Annotated in this window: 17 protein-coding genes; 6 read left to right on the top strand and 11 right to left on the bottom strand. The window is 60.9% G+C overall.

All coding sequences use genetic code 11. The annotated features are described in order from the left end of the window. Window positions 1–48: 48 nt before the first annotated feature. Genes Q1A85_RS12645 through Q1A85_RS12635 form a run of 3 tightly spaced genes read right to left on the bottom strand, consistent with a single transcriptional unit; the run spans window position 49 to window position 3,076 of the window. Window positions 49–1,221: a lytic murein transglycosylase gene (locus Q1A85_RS12645; protein ID WP_299689551.1), complete on the bottom strand. Its 1,173-nt coding sequence runs from the start codon at window positions 1,219–1,221 to the stop codon at window positions 49–51. Continuing rightward, a complete protein-coding gene (cbiB, locus tag Q1A85_RS12640; protein ID WP_299689548.1) occupies window positions 1,209–2,129 on the bottom strand; it encodes an adenosylcobinamide-phosphate synthase CbiB in 921 nt (306 codons plus the stop codon). The genes Q1A85_RS12645 and cbiB overlap by 13 nt, the downstream gene beginning before the upstream one ends. Next, entirely contained in the window at window positions 2,126–3,076 is a 951-nt protein-coding gene (locus Q1A85_RS12635; protein ID WP_299689545.1) for a threonine-phosphate decarboxylase, read from the bottom strand. Before Q1A85_RS12635 ends, cbiB begins: the two co-directional genes overlap by 4 nt. Window positions 3,077–3,243: 167 nt before the next feature. On the opposite strand from Q1A85_RS12635, the gene Q1A85_RS12630 reads away from it, so the two are divergent. Next, the gene (locus Q1A85_RS12630) at window positions 3,244–3,603 is read left to right on the top strand and encodes a response regulator (RefSeq protein ID WP_299689541.1); all 360 of its coding nucleotides are present in this window, start codon (window positions 3,244–3,246) and stop codon (window positions 3,601–3,603) included. Here the strand turns inward: Q1A85_RS12630 and Q1A85_RS12625 are convergent. Next, entirely contained in the window at window positions 3,588–4,574 is a 987-nt protein-coding gene (locus tag Q1A85_RS12625; RefSeq protein WP_299689539.1) for a glutathione S-transferase family protein, read from the bottom strand. The genes Q1A85_RS12630 and Q1A85_RS12625 overlap by 16 nt on opposite strands. A 209-nt stretch (window positions 4,575–4,783) precedes the next feature. On the opposite strand from Q1A85_RS12625, the gene Q1A85_RS12620 reads away from it, so the two are divergent. The 3 genes from Q1A85_RS12620 (at window position 4,784) to Q1A85_RS12610 (ending at window position 6,303) form a co-directional block, all read left to right on the top strand. Beyond that, window positions 4,784–5,137, top strand: coding sequence for a hypothetical protein (locus Q1A85_RS12620; RefSeq protein WP_299689537.1), 354 nt, complete (start codon window positions 4,784–4,786; stop codon window positions 5,135–5,137). A gap of 96 nt (window positions 5,138–5,233) precedes the next feature. After that, window positions 5,234–5,950: a M48 family metallopeptidase gene (locus Q1A85_RS12615; protein ID WP_299689535.1), complete on the top strand. Its 717-nt coding sequence runs from the start codon at window positions 5,234–5,236 to the stop codon at window positions 5,948–5,950. 86 nt (window positions 5,951–6,036) lie between these two features. Beyond that, window positions 6,037–6,303, top strand: a complete 267-nt coding sequence (locus Q1A85_RS12610; RefSeq protein ID WP_299689532.1) for a DUF6455 family protein — start codon at window positions 6,037–6,039, stop codon at window positions 6,301–6,303. Here Q1A85_RS12610 and Q1A85_RS12605 read toward each other — a convergent pair. The 5 genes from Q1A85_RS12605 to rimO form a co-directional block, all read right to left on the bottom strand. Further along, the gene (locus Q1A85_RS12605) at window positions 6,295–6,927 is read right to left on the bottom strand and encodes a hemolysin III family protein (RefSeq protein ID WP_299689530.1); all 633 of its coding nucleotides are present in this window, start codon (window positions 6,925–6,927) and stop codon (window positions 6,295–6,297) included. The two genes, Q1A85_RS12610 and Q1A85_RS12605, sit on opposite strands and share 9 nt — an antisense overlap. 50 nt (window positions 6,928–6,977) lie before the next feature. Continuing rightward, a complete protein-coding gene (locus Q1A85_RS12600; RefSeq protein WP_299689528.1) occupies window positions 6,978–7,358 on the bottom strand; it encodes a thiol-disulfide oxidoreductase DCC family protein in 381 nt (126 codons plus the stop codon). A gap of 53 nt (window positions 7,359–7,411) precedes the next feature. Beyond that, a complete protein-coding gene (locus tag Q1A85_RS12595; RefSeq protein ID WP_299689526.1) occupies window positions 7,412–7,762 on the bottom strand; it encodes a hypothetical protein in 351 nt (116 codons plus the stop codon). Window positions 7,763–7,834: 72 nt separating this feature from the next. Continuing rightward, entirely contained in the window at window positions 7,835–7,984 is a 150-nt protein-coding gene (locus Q1A85_RS12590; RefSeq protein WP_299689524.1) for a hypothetical protein, read from the bottom strand. Between the two features lie 206 nt (window positions 7,985–8,190). Next, the gene (gene rimO / locus Q1A85_RS12585; protein WP_299689522.1) at window positions 8,191–9,561 is read right to left on the bottom strand and encodes a 30S ribosomal protein S12 methylthiotransferase RimO; all 1,371 of its coding nucleotides are present in this window, start codon (window positions 9,559–9,561) and stop codon (window positions 8,191–8,193) included. Window positions 9,562–9,661: 100 nt separating this feature from the next. Between rimO and Q1A85_RS12580 the strand changes: the two genes are divergently transcribed. Continuing rightward, complete coding sequence (locus Q1A85_RS12580; RefSeq protein ID WP_299689520.1) at window positions 9,662–11,602, top strand: AsmA family protein; 1,941 nt, start codon at window positions 9,662–9,664, stop codon at window positions 11,600–11,602. A gap of 103 nt (window positions 11,603–11,705) precedes the next feature. On the opposite strand, the gene Q1A85_RS12575 is transcribed toward Q1A85_RS12580, so the two are convergent. Then, complete coding sequence (locus Q1A85_RS12575; protein ID WP_299689517.1) at window positions 11,706–12,428, bottom strand: LuxR family transcriptional regulator; 723 nt, start codon at window positions 12,426–12,428, stop codon at window positions 11,706–11,708. Window positions 12,429–12,552: 124 nt separating this feature from the next. On the opposite strand from Q1A85_RS12575, the gene Q1A85_RS12570 reads away from it, so the two are divergent. After that, window positions 12,553–13,338: a hypothetical protein gene (locus Q1A85_RS12570; RefSeq protein WP_299689515.1), complete on the top strand. Its 786-nt coding sequence runs from the start codon at window positions 12,553–12,555 to the stop codon at window positions 13,336–13,338. Between the two features lie 68 nt (window positions 13,339–13,406). Here the strand turns inward: Q1A85_RS12570 and Q1A85_RS12565 are convergent, their stop codons facing one another. Further along, the gene (locus Q1A85_RS12565; RefSeq protein WP_299689513.1) at window positions 13,407–13,676 is read right to left on the bottom strand and encodes a hypothetical protein; all 270 of its coding nucleotides are present in this window, start codon (window positions 13,674–13,676) and stop codon (window positions 13,407–13,409) included. Window positions 13,677–13,766: the final 90 nt, after the last annotated feature.

The following is a 13,766-nucleotide window of genomic DNA, read 5'->3' as shown; positions in this document are numbered from 1 at the left end:
CTGAACACAATTACCGCTGGCTCGGAATATAATCCAAACGTTACCAAATTACAAACGTCGCAGAAGCGCGGGCGTCGGCCAGGCATCGGCGGGCAGGCCCAGCCGTTTTTGTTCGGCTTGCACGGCGGCGCGCGTGCCTGCGCCGAGGATACCGTCGATCTTGCCGACATCGTGCCCGCGTGCCTGAAGCTTTTTTTGCAGTGTTTTCATTTGGTTCGCGTTCAGCCCAGGATCTGGGGTCCCGGCGTCATAGACCTGAGCGCCCGCCAGCCGCGTGGCGAAATAAGCGGCGGTAAGAACGTAGGTAAAGGACTGGTTCCACTCGAAATAGACATCGAAATTCGGATAAGCGAGAAAGGCAGGGCCTTTGTGCCCTTGCGGCAGGATCAGCGATGCGGGCAAATCAGCGAGGCGACCCTGACGCGGTTGCACCCCCAGCTTTGCCCATTGCGCGGCGGACAGTTTGGTGCCGACACCGCTCAGGCTCCAATCCATGGACGTGGGCACTGTGACCTCCTGCAACCACGGCTCGCCTGCACGCCAGCCCAGATGCTGCAGCATCTTGCCGCCTGACATCAATGCGTCCGGGGCAGAGGATTTCAGGCGCACAGCCCCGTCGCCGTCGCCGTCCACTCCGTTTTCTAGAATGTCTCGGGGCAGCATTTGCACCATGCCAATCTCACCGGCCCACGCGCCAGTTGTGCGGGCAGGATCAAAGGCACCACGGGCGAAAAGCTCCATCGCGGCAAAGACTTGGGGGCGAAAGAGATCGGGCCTGCGGCAGTCATGGGCAAGAGTGACGAGAGCGTTGGCCGTATTAAAATCGCCCTGAAACGCGCCGTAATCCGTCTCAAACGCCCAAAAGGCCAAGAGAACATGGCGATCGAGACCATATTGCCGTTCGATCCGGTCAAAGACACTGGCATATTGTTGCGCCTTTTGGCGGCCCGCATTGATCCGGTTTTGCGAAATCAATCGGCGCGAGAAATCAATAAACGGACGTTGAAAAACGCCTTGGGCGCGGTCAGCCTTGAGCACGGACGGATCTTGCCGCACGCCCGCAAGGAACCTTTCTACGGTGTTCTTGGACATGCCTTTGGCGATGGCTTCGGCTGCCAGCGCGGATTTGAAACTGGCAAAGCTGCCACCGCATTGCGCCCATGCCCCAAGCGGCAGAAATGTGACCACCAGGGCGATGGCGAGGCGATTTACAAGAGCCATTGAAGGCCTCCCAGAACAAAGAGGGCGGCCACGATCCCGCCCCAGGTTTTCCATATCAGCGCAACACCGGTATCAATATCGGATGATGTCAGGGCGCGTTTGCCAGCGCCATTGACCCACGGAAAGGTCTGCACCGCGCCGTCATAGCTGCGCGGTCCTGCGAGGGCGAAGGACAGGCTGTGGGCCAGTGCTGCTTCGGGCCAGCCCGCGTTGGGAGAGCGGTGCAGGGCGGCATCGGCACGGATTGCGGCCCACGCGTGCCACGCGCCGCCCATCAGAGTAAGTGCCAGTGCGGTCAGGCGGGCGGGCACCCAATTCAGTACGTCATCACAGCGTGCCGCGGCCCACCCAAAATCCGCGTATCGCGGCGTGCGGTAGCCTATCATGCTGTCGGCGGTGTTGACCATCTTGTAGATTGCGATGCCAGGCAGGCCAGCCACAAGGAACCAAAAGGCCGGTGCGACAACGCCGTCACTGAAATTTTCAGCCAGCGATTCTATTCCTGCCCGGGCCACATCCTGTGGGGCGGCATCGCTGACGTCGCGGCTGACGATCATGCGCACCGCTTGGCGGCCCGCTGCATCCGACAGGCGCAAGCCCGCAGCGACAGCGCCGACATGTTCCACAAGCGACCTGTGTGCCAGCAGAATTGCAGCGGCGCAGATGGCCACGACATCACCAAAGAGGGACAGCGCCCACCCGACCGCCCCCGCCAGCGTCACCATCACCACAAGGGCCACGACGCCGGTGGTGCGTGCGACATGCGTCCGGTTCAACGTCACATCCAACCAGCGAACAAGCTGCCCCATCAGAACAGCAGGGTGGGGCAGGCGGTTCCACAGCCATTTGGGCTCGCCCAGCAGCGCGTCGAGGCACAGGGCCAGTGTCAATTGCAACGCGATGCTCATACTGCGTCGGCCAGTCGGGACCACCCGGATGCATCCGGCAGACCAAGGCGCAGCCAACGGTCCGAATATGGGAATGTCCGGCTCCAGATATGATGCTGCGCCAATCGGTCCTGCCAGCGGGCAGCGTCATCGACCTGATACAGGCGAAAAAGTGCGGTGCCGCCAACGCATTCTGCGCCCGCATCCGCCAAAATACTGTCCATCCGAATGGCATCGACGTCCAGCCGCGTGCGTGTCGCATCGGCCCATGCGACATCGCGCAACGCCTGCCGCCCGACGTCCAGCGCCACGCCGGAGACGGGCCACGGACCCAACCACTCGGCCAGACGCCCAAGATGGTCGGGCTCACCGATGACAAAGCCCAGACGCAGCCCCGCCAACCCCCAGAACTTGCCAAAACTTTTCAGCACGATCGTATCGGCGCCAGCATGGGGAACGAGGCTGCGGTCCGGCGCAATGTCGCAAAAGCTTTCGTCGATGATCTGCAACCCATGTCCCAGATCGTTCGCGTTCCAAAAATGTCCCGTTGGATTGTTGGGATGGACCAGCACTTGGCCGTCGCCACCTGTGTCTGTGACGTCCCATCCGTGGGTGACAAAGGCAGCGGCGTGTTCGTTGTAGGTGGGGCGGGGAATGCGCACGGTGCCTGCCGGTTTCAGGCGGGGCATCTGCGCGATTGCGGCTGACGCACCGGGCACGGCCAGCACGTCCAAATGATCCGGTACAGTCCAGAATGTGCGGGCGGCAGCACACAGCGCCGATTGCGCGCCAGAATCGGGTAACGCAGTCCACGCAGCGGCGGTTGGCGGCGTAAACGCATAGGGAATAGGATTAATACCTGTGGACAGGTCGATCCAATCCGCGCGCGCCCCACCATAGCGTTGAACAGCCTGATCCAGCCCACCGCCATGGTCACGCTTTTGTCTTGCGTCGTTGGATTTATCCATTCGAGCGGGCACCCATTAAGCATTTCCTGCGCCCTAAGAGCGAAAATCCGCGCAAAACTCAATGCTCAGATGCGCTGTTAAGGTTTGTTCTCGTGTATTAACCCTTTGTTAAGGAATCCGGGAAAAATAGAAGGCAGGGGCCGAAGTTGGGTCGGCCCGGAGTCGTTATGAACGTTTTGATCGTAGAAAGCCGGCCAGAGCTTGGGGCTATTTGGTCGCGGCACTTACAAAGAATGGGGATGAACGTGCATCAGGTCACTGACCAGAGCGCGGCTGTCGACCATTTGGATACACATGCCCCCGATATCATCCTGCTGGATTTGGTGCTTGAAGAGGGCAGCGCGTTGGCCGTGGCCGACTTTGCCAGCTACCGACATCCCGATGCACGGGTGATTTTCGTCACAGACACCAGCTTTTTCTCGGATGGGTCAATTTTTGCCCACGCGGCGAATGCCTGCGCGTTTTTGCCCGCAGGCACACGTCCAGAGGATCTGGCCGCGATGGTGGAGCATTACGCCATCACCTGATCGCGACCGTGCGGTGTGTCAAAGTCGATAACCGGGTTGATCGGAATGATCCGGTGCGGATTGATGCTTTCGTGGCTGTAGTGATAGTGGCGCACGACGTGCTTCATGTTCACCGTCGCGGATACGCCCGGCGTCTGATAGAGGTCGCGCGTGTAGGCCCACAGGTGTGGGTAATCGATCAACCGTTTGCGGTTGCATTTGAAGTGCAGGTGATACACTGCGTCGAACCGCGCCAGCGTGGGAAACAGCCGCCAGTCCGCTTCGGTCAGACGATCACCCATAAGGTAGCGCTGCGTGCTCAGCCGGTCCTCCAGCCAGTCCAAAGTGTCAAAGAGGGGCCCCACGGCGTCGTCATAGGCGTCTTGCGTGGTGGCAAAGCCGGATTTGTAGACGCCATTGTTCAGCGTGTCATAGATGCGGTCGTTGACCGATGCGATGTCGTCCCGCAAGGCCTCGGGCCAGTAGTCGTCTGTGTTGCCGGTGATCCCGTCAAAGGCCGAATTGAACATGCGGATGATCTCGGCACTTTCGTTGTTTACGATGGTCTCTTGGGTCTTGTCCCAAAGGATCGGAACTGTCACGCGGCCCGAGATTGTCGGGTCAGCTTTGGTATAGATATCGCGGGCAAAGGGCAGGCCGTACAAGGTGTCACCCGTGGCCCCATGGTCGTCCGTCTGGAACGTCCAGCCATCGGAAAGCATGTCGGGATGCACGACAGACAGGGTGATGTGATCGGTCAGGTTTTTGAGCGCACGAAAGATCAGTGTCCTATGCGCCCACGGACACGCGTAAGAGACATAGAGGTGATAACGCCCTGATTCGGCAGGAAAGCCTCCGATACCGCTCGGACCCGGCGCGCCGTCGGCGGTGATCCAGTTTCGGAACTTGGCCTGGCTGCGCTGAAATTTGCCACCAGTCGACTTGGTGTCGTACCACTGGTCCCGCCATTCGCCATCCACCAAAACACCCATATCGCGTCTCCTGTCGCTTGGTGCGGCATATGTAGCGGTTTGCCCGCCCTGACCAACGTTTTGGCGCGCGCAGGGCACCTGCGCCCCTGCACATGCGGGGCCGTCACGAGAATATCACAGTGATCTGGTCCAAGCGGTCGCGTAAAAGAAATTTACTGGACCTCAACACACTCTGCCTCAAGTTGTGGGTCTGAAGAGGGAAGTCTGCGATGTCCACATTTGTCCCCAAAGAAGTGCAAGCGGGTCTTGACCACGCACGCCGCCAATCCATCCGCAACGCCTCGCGTTTGCGGATTGAGACGGGGGGCGCGTCCTATCCGGTGTTGCGCATGTGGAAAACCGGCTTTGCGATGGAGGCGGAGACGGCCCCATCTTTGCGCGGGTTCGTGGATCTGCATGATGGCGCTGTGCACCTCTTTCAGTGCCTTGTCGTCGCCTCCGAAGAAGAGGCTGGCGAGAAGCGCTTTGAATTCAAACGGCTGACAGCCGTTTCTGATCGCGCTGCGCTGGATTTCGAAAAGGCTGCGGATGCGCCCGTCGCTTTGTTGGAAAGCAAGCTCTGAGCTGATCCCCGCACACGTGCGCGTGAACAGGACTGGCACCCGGGCTTGGTCGTGATACACTGAGGCCCGCATGTGAAATCGAGGAAAGCCCGCCCGATGCTTCGTATCTTGTCCGCCTTGTTTGCCCTTGGCCTTGTTGCTGCCTGCGATGATGCGGTTGCCCCTGCGCCAGCACCAACAGGGACGGTCACAGCGGTGCAAACACCGGACGAGTTGCGCACGCCGGATCAGGCCGCCCGCGCCTTTGCCCAAGTGGTGCGGCGCGTGGAGCCCGTGGCCGAACGCGTCTGCCGCGAGAGGACGACGGGGGTGGATTGTGATTTTCGCATCCTCGTGGACGACCGCCCCCGTCTGCCGCCCAATGCGTATCAGACGCTGGACGACAATGGCCGCCCGATCATTGCCTTTACCGTGGCGCTGATTGCCGATGCCCGCAATGCAGATGAACTGGCCTTTGTGATGAGCCACGAGGCGGCGCATCACATTCGTGGCCATATTGCGCGGCAAAAGCAGAACGCCGCCGCCGGTGCGGTCATTTTTGCGGGGCTTGCGTCGATCACCGGCGGTGATGCAGGCGCTGTCGAAGCGGCGCAGCGCATCGGCGCCAATGTCGGCGCGCGGACCTATTCCAAGGATTTCGAACTGGAAGCGGACGAACTGGGAACAATCGTGACGGCCCGCGCGGGCTATGACCCGCTGAAAGGGGCAGAGTTCTTTAACCGCATTCCTGACCCCGGTGATCGTTTCCTTGGCACGCATCCGCCCAATGCGCAGCGGATCGAGATTGTGCGGCGCACGGCCAGCCAACTCTGACACCCCGACTTTGATCTTGGTCAAGGTGCGCCCTGCGCGCCTTGGGGCATTCTATGTGCACACCCCCGCTGCAATCGGAGCTGCACATGACCTCGACCCATCGCCTGAAACGACACGCCGCCCTTGTTGACGACATGGCAGAGGCGCGCGGCATTGACCTACAAGACGCATCGCTGCGCGCGGGTCTGACCCCTGACGACTTGGCAGATATGGTGCATCGCTGTGCCGGTTGTACGCAGCCAGACAGCTGTGAAAGCTGGTTGGCCTCGCAGGTGGGGGCTGTGTCCGAAACGCCCGAGTTTTGCCGCAACGCAAAGGTGTTCGACACGTTGGCCCGGCTCGGCTCAGGCTGAGACGCCCATACTGACCGCGCAGAAAAAGCAGGTGGAGGCGGCGAGCACAAAACTGTGCCAGATGGCGTTCTGAAAGCGCAGCACTTTCATCGCAAAAAACACCGTCCCCACGGTGTAAAGCAACCCGCCAGCGGCGATCAGCGCAACAGCGGCGCCGGGCAGATTCTGCCACATTGGCCAGATCAGCAACACGCTCGCCCACCCCAGCAGCAGATACAGCGCCAGCGAACCGCGCGCATTTGTGGCCCAAAAGCTGAGTTTGGCCACAGCCCCCAGCAGTGCCACGACCCAGACAGCGGCCAGCACCACATAAGCGAACCATGATCCAATCAAGACCACCAACGGCGTGTAAGTCCCCGCAATCTTAAGGTAAATGGCAGCGTGATCCATACGATGAAACACCGGGCGCGACCGTTCCCACGGCAGCAGGTGATAGGCCGCAGAGGCCAACAACGACAGGATCAGTAAGCCCGCATACACGCTTGTTGCCGCGATTTGCGAGGCATCCTGCGTTTGTGTGACATATAGGATAAGGCCGGTTCCGGCCGCGATGGCCGCGGTCACACCCACCGCATGAACCGACGCATCGGCCAATGTTTCCTTGAGTGAGTACGGATATGGCATGACCCGAGGCTCCTGCATCAGGGAGCCTCAGTCTAGCCCTCAATTCATCACTAAACTGTTGACGTTGCGCGAGCTTTGCGGCGCAGGTGCCAGCGATAGATCAATGGCGCAAGCACATGGTCATAGGTCAGCGACGCCAGTTTGTGCACGCCCGGCAGCGATACAAGCCGCGCCAACCACCGGTAACGCGGCATTTCCTGCCAAAGCAGAATAAAGGCCGGGATGCCGGAATAAAGCGCGTCGTCCTTGAGAACGTACAACCGCCGCGCAGCGGTGTCGGCGTCCAGATCCCAATCGGCGAGCGCGTCGGAATTCAGATCGTCAAAGCGGATCGGCAGACCCTCTTTGCTGCTGTAGTTGGCGTAATGCGTGATCTCGAAGTTACAGACCGGGCATTCGGCGTTGTAAAGGACGCGGGTGTTTTGGCTCATATTGCAGAATTAGCGCGAAAAGCACGGCGTGCAGGCCGACAAGGTGCCGCAGGTCAGCGTGGTTTGTTGCCGTCAATCCAGCGGGACATGAGCGTGCGATCCTTGAAACACATTTGTGGAATGTCACGCCGCTTCAGACGCGCGATGCGTTCGGCAAACTGCACCTGCTTGGCACTTGGATAATCCGAGAACCGGCCTTCAGGTTTTGGCGGCTTTGCGCTGTCGATCCATGCCGACAACATCGCCTTGTCGCGCATGACGGCCTGCGGCAGCGCTTTGCCGGTTTTGGCGGCCAACGCCTTGGCGTAACTGATTTGTTTTTCAGTCGCGGGCTGCGCTGGCGCAATCGGCAACGACCCCTGTGCGGGGTCAAAAAGTCCGGGTTGGGTCGAATGATAGCTCATGTGACATATCCGTTCTCTTGAGTGAGAACAAATATAGAACATCAGATTTCATTTTTCAAGTTCGGCTCGTGATCAGAAGAACATGGCAACCACATCAGGACCAGCAATCAGCGCGAACACAAGGATCACAACAAACAGATACAGAGCGCCGAGGCCCGTGCCCTTGGCCCGGCCAAATTCGAAACTGGCGTCTTTGAGAAGCTCGAAAATCTGTTTTACCATCGTTGATCCAAACGGTGCGGCACCTGTGCCGTCATGTTGCATTCGAATCAAAAGATGCACGTCGATCCTTAACGCTGTTTCAACGCTGCGTGCAGGTGCGCGCCTTTGTTAACGCAACACAATAAGTATTAAGCGTTAACACTCTGAAATTAATAGATTGCCCTGGGGCCAGAAGTTAAGAACTGGTTAACAGGCATTTGGGCCTGTCAGCACATTTTGCCCCAAAGATCGTAATCGCTGGCCTCGTCCACTTCGACCCGCAGGATGTCGCCGGGGCTCAGATCTTCAAAGCCTTCGTCGATAAACAGATTGCCGTCGATTTCTGGCGCGTCTGCTTTGGTGCGGCAGGTGGCGGCGTCCTCATCGATGCTGTCCACGATCACTTCAAGCGCGGTGCCGACCTTGGCGGCGAGCTTTGCTTCGGAAATGGCCTGCGCCTTTTCCATGAAGCGTTCCCAGCGGTCTTGCTTCACCTCGGGCGCAACATGATCGGGGAGGGCGTTGGACCGCGCACCTTCGACGTTTTCATATTGAAAACAGCCCACCCGGTCGAGCTGCGCCTCGTCCATCCAGTCAAGCAGGGTCTGGAATTCCGCTTCGGTTTCGCCCGGATAACCTACGATAAAGGTCGAGCGCAGCGTGATGTCCGGGCAGATGCCGCGCCATTCCGCGATCCGGTCCAGTGTGCGTTCGGCAGCGGCGGGGCGCGCCATGCGCCGTAACGTGTCGGCGTGGGCATGTTGGAACGGGATGTCGAGATAAGGCAAGACCAACCCCTCGGCCATCAACGGAATAAGCTCGCGCACATGTGGATAAGGGTACACATAATGCAGGCGGACCCACGCGCCCAACCCGCCCAGATCACGCGCCAGATCGGTGATGTGGGCTCGGTGGCCACGGTCCTCTGCGTGTTTGATGTCAACGCCGTAGGCGGAGGTGTCCTGCGAGATCACCAGCAGTTCCCTGACCCCGGCGTCCACCAGTTTTTCCGCCTCGCGGATCACCGCGTGCGCCGGACGGGAGGCCAGCCGTCCGCGCATATCAGGGATGATGCAGAACTTGCACTTGTGATTGCAACCTTCTGAAATTTTGAGATAACTGAAATGGCGTGGGGTGAGGCTGACCCCGCTTGCGGGCAGCAGGTCTATAAATGGATCGGGGTCCGGCGGCACCGCGGCGTGCACCGCATCAAGCACCTGTTCGTATTGGTGTGGGCCGGTCACCGCCAACACTTTGGGATGGGCGCCGGTGATGTAATCGGGCTCAGCCCCAAGGCAGCCGGTCACAATCACCCGCCCGTTTTCGTTCAGCGCCTCGCCAATGGCGTCGAGGCTTTCGGCCTTGGCGCTGTCAAGAAAGCCGCAGGTGTTTACAATCACCGCGTCGGCACCGGCGTAATCCGGCGAAATGCCGTACCCTTCGGCACGCAGGCGCGTGAGGATGCGTTCGCTGTCCACCAGCGCTTTGGGGCAGCCCAGCGACACCATGCCAATGGTGGGTTGGCCGGGGCGGGTGCGGGCGTCCATCCGCAGCATGGGTGCGATGTCGGGGCGAAGATCGGGCGGGTTTGTGCTCATCCCCGCGTCATAGGCGATCACATGGCTGTGGAAAAGGGTGGGGTTGGGGGGCTGGCCTTGCTAGGCTGGCGGCAACACGTCGCCAGAACGGAGCAGTTTTATGAAGTGGATCGGTCGCCTTATCGCATTTGTGCTCGTGGTGGTTCTTGTCGCGGGGGTGTCGCTGTTTTTCCTGCCTGCGGACCGGATCGCAAAACTGGCCGCGGATCAGTTGCGGGTCGCGACGGGGCGCGACGTGACGATTTCGGGCGATGTGTCGATGACCTTGTGGCCGGTATTGGGCGTGTCGCTGGGCGAATTGGAGGTCGGCAATGCCGACTGGTCCGAGCAGGGGCCGATGCTGTCGGCGCAGAACGCAGCCATAGGCGTGGACCTGATGGCCTATATCACCAACCGCGAAATCCGCATCACCAATATCGAGGCGACAAGCCCGACCATCCGTCTGGACAGCCGCAGTGACGGGCGCGCGTCTTGGGTGTTTACTGATGCCAGCGGCGAGGCCCAGATCGAGACGGAAACCGCCCCGGACCGCGCCCCGCAAGCGGTGTCGATCCAGCGGCTGGCGGTGACGGACGCGACGCTGATCTATGACGCCGAAGGGGCGGACCTGGTATCCTATTCCGGTGTTGACCTGACGCTGGACTGGCCCGAGCGACTGGGGCCTGCCACCATCGCAGCCACTTTGCGCCCGGCGGGAAGTGAAGTGCAGGTGGATGCCACCATCGGCGGCTTTGCCGGGTTCATCACAGGGCAGGTCCAGCCGGTGGACGCCGTGATTTCGGCGGGTGGTGGACGTGCCGCGCTGAACGGTCGGGCCAGCACGGCAGGAGACGTGGCGGGACGGCTGCGCCTTGATATCCCCGACACGGACGCTTTTTTTGCGGCACTTGCGCTGCCGCAACCGGGTCTGCCGGCCAAGTTGGGGCGGGCGATGGATGTCACAACAGATCTGACACTCACCGCTGACCGGCGGCTGTCCTTGCGCGACCTGACGGCGGATCTGGGGGGCAACGCGCTGACCGGCGCGGCGGATATCAACCTCAACGGCACGCCGCAGGTGAATGCCCAACTGAGCGCCGGTGCGCTTGATCTGCGCAGCGTCACGGAAAGCGGTGTGGCCAGCGGAGGAGGCGGCGCGCCCAGTGCGGGATCGGGCTGGCCCACGGACCGGATTGACGCCAGCGGATTGGCTGCCTTCAACGGAGAGATCGCGCTGACGGCATCCTCTATCGATCTGGGTCAGTTCAAGCTGGGCCAGACCCGCACTCTGCTGCGCAATGATCGCAGCCGCATGGTCTTCGAACTGCGCGAGGTGCAGGCCTATCAGGGGACGCTGTCGGGCGAATTTGTGATCAACAACCGCTCCGGCCTCAGCGTGGGGGGCAAGATGTTTGCCCAGTCGCTGGCGATGCAGGACGTGCTGCGCGATGCCGCCGGGATCGAGCGGCTGACCGGGCAAGCCGATGCCGAGATGTCGTTTCTGGGGTCTGGCAGCACCGTCGATGCAATCATGAAATCGCTGTCGGGCAAGGGGGCTATCAAATTTGGTCAGGGCACCATCATCGGCATCGATCTGGACCGGCTGATGCGATCCGGGAATGTGGGGGGCGGGACGACCGTGTTCGATAGTCTTGGGGCCACGTGGGACATCGCGGGCGGCGTGCTGCGCAATGATGACCTGCTGCTGAGCCTTGCCAATTACGAGGCGCGCGGGGCCGGGCAGGTGGGCTTGGGCGCGCAGACCATCGACTACACCTTTACCCCGGTTGCCCTGCGGGCCAACGAGGGGACGGGCATTGCGATCCCGGTGCGGATCAGGGGCCCATGGGCGTCGCCCAGCATCTTGCCCGACCTTGAGGCGGCTATTGATCTGAACTTTGAAAAGGAGGTCGAGCAGGTCAAGCAGCAGGCCCGTGATGCGGTCCGGAACAAGGTCGCAGAAGAGCTCAATATCGTGGACGAAGGGCAGGACCTTGAAGACGCGGCCAAGCAAAAACTGGAGGATGAGGTCAAGAAGGGGCTGCGGTCCCTGTTTGACTGACGGCGCGACTGTCCCACGCTGGGACAGGCGTGCGGTGACGTAATTTCAATGGCTTACAGCGGCCAATTAGTCATTTGGCAACCTTTGGGCCCCGGAGCGGTGCTTAGATCCCAAGCACGGCGCGGGTCGCCTCGACCCGGTTTTTGACCCCCAGTTTGCGATAGGCGGCTTGGGTGTAGTCGGCCACCGTGTGGGGCGACAGGCTGCAACTGCGCGCGATTTCCTTGCGGCTGAGACCTTTGGCGGTGAGCCAGATGATTTCGCGTTCGCGCGGGCTGAGCGCCACAAGCGTCGGCACGGGCGGCACGTCAATCACCGACGGCTCTGACGCAACGGGGCGCGACAGATCCTCGACGCGGCGATGCAGGATGAGGGCAAACAGCCGGAATTCTTCTGCGCGCGATCCAATCCGGTCCTCGAACACCGCCCGCTCCATCCGGGTGCCAAAATTCACCCCGCCAAAGCGCGGCGCACCGACAAGCCGCACGGGAATGCCCAGACCGGACCGAAACCCGACGGCCTCTGCCCGCTTGATGAACGTCTGGGCCGCTTCGGGCAAATAGGGATAGTCCCCCAGAAACGCCGACCCGGTCCGGGTGATGTCGTAATTGGTGCAGCAGTGGTGCAGGAACGGATCGGTTGCAGGGGCGTAGCCGTCATAAAGCGCAGGGATTGTGGTCTGTAAGAACGGCTGGGAAAAGTCTGCGGCCACGGTGAGGTAAGTGACGCTGCCGATGCCTTCGGCGTCCAGCACGGCCACGGCGGTCTGCCACAGTTCGTCGAATGTCTGCGCCGCTTCGAGATCGCGCAATCTGGCTGTCAACACGGGCGCAATCCCCCCAAATGAATGACCCCGGCAACGGGGATATCCCCGCGCAATTTTGCATAGCAAACAGGGTGTTCAGGCCGAAACCATTTGTCGGCCAAATTGGAAAAAAGGGATATATTGCATGGGTTTCAAACGTAAACGCCGCTGGGGTGGCCGCCCGAAACTGTCCAACATCGTTGGTCAGGTCGCGGATGCGGTCAAAGACGTCAAGGACGAGGTCAAGGACCGGATTGACAGCCGCGAAGAGGCGCTGATCCGGCGGTCCGAACGGGCGCTGATCCTGTTTTCCGAGTTCGGGGAAGAGGCCGAGGAACGGCCCTACAAATGGCTTTATAGCGGGATCGAGAAATCGTCGATTGGCATAGGGATGGCCTTGGCGGCGAGCTATGGCGAGGTGCGGGTGATCAACGGGGCCAATGCCACGTTGGACGGTTTGGTCGATGTGCTGGAGGGGCTGCTGGCGGATGGCGATATTTTTGAGATCGACATGCTGCATCACGCCCATGGCGAGGACGGAGAGGCCTGTTTCGTGGATCGCAATGTGGCGTGGGCGGATGTGCAGGCGGCCATTGGCGCGCTGGGTGCGGGCGACCGGCTGCGCATGTTCTATACCACGTCCTGCTGGGGCTACGGGTTGGCGCGCGCGATGGTCAACGCAGGCTTTTCCTGCGGTTCGGGTGCGGTTGGCGTGAACACCAACGCGGCCGGGGAATACGGCGCCTTTATCAAATACTGGCAGACGCTGCGCCCGTTCGACACGGCGGTGCGCCGCGCCTTTCAGGGATCGGGCTGGCGGGTGTCAGATGCCGCCGCGATCAAGATGGACAAGCGGTTTGCCGCAGCCAACAGCCAAAAGCGCTGTTATGGCGATGGATCGGTCAATATCCGCACCAATGCGGACGACTGACCTGCGGCCCAATCCAGACGCGGGCCGGGCACGGGCGGGCGCGCATTGCGCCTGCCGTGTTGCGGTGTTCAGCGGTAGACGCCGACCAGATAGGACGGTTCGAAATGCGCGTTTGCCCGTTGTTGCAGGCGTACGGCCAGCGGGCATGTGTCATGCGCGTTGGCATTCGCATAAGCGAAGGTCCATGTGTTGTCCTGTGTGAACTGGGCCGGTGCGTAAACGCAGCCATTGTTCAGGGTCAGGTTGGAATCGGTCCGTGTGACCAGTTCCAGATCGGCCGAAGCCGATGCTGCGCTTGCGGCCATACAGAGGCCAGCGGCGATTGTCAGTGCACGCATCATACGTACTCCCATCCAAGTGTCCGTGCCCCCGCACTGGAATGGGTCTACAGGATGAAACGGCTGTTTTTTCGACGCCAATGTGTCCAG

The organism is uncultured Tateyamaria sp. (assembly GCF_947503385.1).
Lineage (GTDB): Bacteria > Pseudomonadota > Alphaproteobacteria > Rhodobacterales > Rhodobacteraceae > Tateyamaria.
Note: the sequence above shows the minus strand (reverse complement) of the source record. Positions and strands in the feature narration are given on the sequence as shown.

Coding starts and splice junctions, on each gene's coding strand:
- cbiB (WP_299689548.1), bottom strand. CDS start 2,129: ATGAGCATCGCGTTGCAATTGACACTGGCCCTGTGCCTCGACGCGCTG.
- Q1A85_RS12610 (WP_299689532.1), top strand. CDS start 6,037: ATGACCTCGACCCATCGCCTGAAACGACACGCCGCCCTTGTTGACGAC.
- Q1A85_RS12570 (WP_299689515.1), top strand. CDS start 12,553: ATGGGTTTCAAACGTAAACGCCGCTGGGGTGGCCGCCCGAAACTGTCC.
- Q1A85_RS12580 (WP_299689520.1), top strand. CDS start 9,662: ATGAAGTGGATCGGTCGCCTTATCGCATTTGTGCTCGTGGTGGTTCTT.
- Q1A85_RS12595 (WP_299689526.1), bottom strand. CDS start 7,762: ATGAGCTATCATTCGACCCAACCCGGACTTTTTGACCCCGCACAGGGG.
- rimO (WP_299689522.1), bottom strand. CDS start 9,561: ATGAGCACAAACCCGCCCGATCTTCGCCCCGACATCGCACCCATGCTG.
- Q1A85_RS12605 (WP_299689530.1), bottom strand. CDS start 6,927: ATGCCATATCCGTACTCACTCAAGGAAACATTGGCCGATGCGTCGGTT.
- Q1A85_RS12590 (WP_299689524.1), bottom strand. CDS start 7,984: ATGGTAAAACAGATTTTCGAGCTTCTCAAAGACGCCAGTTTCGAATTT.
- Q1A85_RS12615 (WP_299689535.1), top strand. CDS start 5,234: ATGCTTCGTATCTTGTCCGCCTTGTTTGCCCTTGGCCTTGTTGCTGCC.
- Q1A85_RS12630 (WP_299689541.1), top strand. CDS start 3,244: ATGAACGTTTTGATCGTAGAAAGCCGGCCAGAGCTTGGGGCTATTTGG.
- Q1A85_RS12635 (WP_299689545.1), bottom strand. CDS start 3,076: ATGGATAAATCCAACGACGCAAGACAAAAGCGTGACCATGGCGGTGGG.
- Q1A85_RS12625 (WP_299689539.1), bottom strand. CDS start 4,574: ATGGGTGTTTTGGTGGATGGCGAATGGCGGGACCAGTGGTACGACACC.
- Q1A85_RS12620 (WP_299689537.1), top strand. CDS start 4,784: ATGTCCACATTTGTCCCCAAAGAAGTGCAAGCGGGTCTTGACCACGCA.
- Q1A85_RS12645 (WP_299689551.1), bottom strand. CDS start 1,221: ATGGCTCTTGTAAATCGCCTCGCCATCGCCCTGGTGGTCACATTTCTG.
- Q1A85_RS12600 (WP_299689528.1), bottom strand. CDS start 7,358: ATGAGCCAAAACACCCGCGTCCTTTACAACGCCGAATGCCCGGTCTGT.
- Q1A85_RS12565 (WP_299689513.1), bottom strand. CDS start 13,676: ATGCGTGCACTGACAATCGCCGCTGGCCTCTGTATGGCCGCAAGCGCA.